Genomic DNA, 1523 nt, shown 5'->3' on the forward strand with positions numbered 1-1523 from the left:
GAACCTGATATGTAGGCGATTTTGTCAAGCGGGCAGGGGTATACGGACTCGTCGGTGCGGGCCTGTGGGTAGTGCTGTGGGACCGGCGGGAGGCCGGGGTCGTGTCGTGCGTCGACGCGCGGTCAGCCTGATATCCGCGGGTTGGTTACCGCATGACCGGATGTTCGTCGGGGACGGAGCCTCCGGTCTACAGCCGAGCGTGGCCCGCCGGGGCGGGTGCTCATAGGGTCCGCGGGCATCATCCCTCGCGCTGGCACGTCCGGCCTCCCGCCGGCCGTTCTGTGGACCCCGCAGGGTCAGTCCATCACCGCCAAGCTCCAGCACCAACCTGCCAGTTCGCGGGCCACCGCGACGGCGGCGACGTTGGTGTTCTTCTTCCGGGACAGGAAGGATTCCCACCGCTGGTGGAGCCGCCGGTTGCCGAGGTCGGCCCGCTGCCGCACGGGCAGGGAGACCAGTTCCATCCGGCGGCGCAGGGTCACGCCCGGGCCGCGGTAGGGCTTGTAGTGGTGCCATGACGCCTCGACCAACAGGCGGCGGGCGTGGCTGTTGCCGGTCTTGGTGATTGGCCCCTGGAAGCGGTTGGGGCCCGAGGAGTGTTCGCTGGGCACCAGGCCGAGGTAGGCGCCGATGGTCGCGCCGGTGAACCGGTGCCAGTCGCCGACCTCGACGGCCAGGCCGAACGCGGAGAGCGTGTCGATGCCGCGCAGGCAGGCCAGGCGGCGCACGACCGGACACCATTCGGGGCGGGCGGCTGCGTCGGTGATGCGCTGGTCGAAGCGGTCGCGCATGGTCTCCAGGGCCAGGACCTCCTCGTATCCGTTGTCGAAGGCGAACTGGGTGTCCGCGTCGTCGAATCGCTGCTTGCGCAACCACTCGTGGTGGATGTAGGTCCAGCCCGAGCCGCCGCGCCAGACCCGGCCCTGCCTCAGTAACAGCTTGGAGATCCGATTGCGGGCCCGGGCCAGGTCCCGGCGCACGTCGTCGCGCCCTCGGACGAGATCCCGGGCGGCCTCCTCGGCCAGGGTCGGGACCCGTACCACCGGCAGCTCGTCCATCCGCAGCAGTTTGGACAGCCGCTTCGCGTCCCGCTTGTCCGTCTTGATCCGGTCGCCCGCGGGCCGCTCCATCTTCGACGGGGCCGCTACCACGCAGCGGATGCCGATCCCGTCCAGCGCCCGGGCCAGGAAGAAGCCGGTCGGCCCGGCCTCGTAAGCCACGGCGGCCGGCTGCGGCAGCGTGGCCACCCACGTCAGCACGTTGTGCGTCTCGGCATCGAGCCGCTCGCTGTAGATCTCGCCCGTCTCGGCGTCCAGGGCCCAAGCCGTCGTGGTGCGGGCGTGGACATCCAGACCGACCGAAGTACGCTCGGAAAACATCCGGTGCCTCCCGGTAATTGCGGCACTACCCGCCACCGTGCTCACCGGTGGGCAACCCGCGTCAACTTCCCAGCGGGGCATCGGCCTTCGGCGCGGCAGCCGACCTCAGCCACAGCTCAGAACGGCCGCTACATACGGTCTACA

General features: G+C 70.0%; 1 protein-coding gene. It reads right to left on the reverse strand.

The features are described 5' to 3' along the window. Positions 1-296: 296 nt before the first annotated feature. Positions 297-1379 carry an IS110 family transposase gene (locus ACP4J3_RS50615; protein WP_426545042.1) on the reverse strand — a complete coding sequence of 361 codons (1083 nt, stop codon included), beginning with the start codon at positions 1377-1379 and terminating at the stop codon, positions 297-299. Positions 1380-1523 lie beyond the last annotated feature (144 nt).

Origin of the sequence: Streptomyces sp. UG1, from assembly GCF_049974585.1 — a bacterium.
GTDB lineage: Bacteria > Actinomycetota > Actinomycetes > Streptomycetales > Streptomycetaceae > Streptomyces.

Bases quoted from the DNA above. Each gene is read 5' to 3' on its own strand.
- ACP4J3_RS50615 (WP_426545042.1), bottom strand. From the start codon at position 1,379: ATGTTTTCCGAGCGTACTTCGGTCGGTCTGGATGTCCACGCCCGCACC.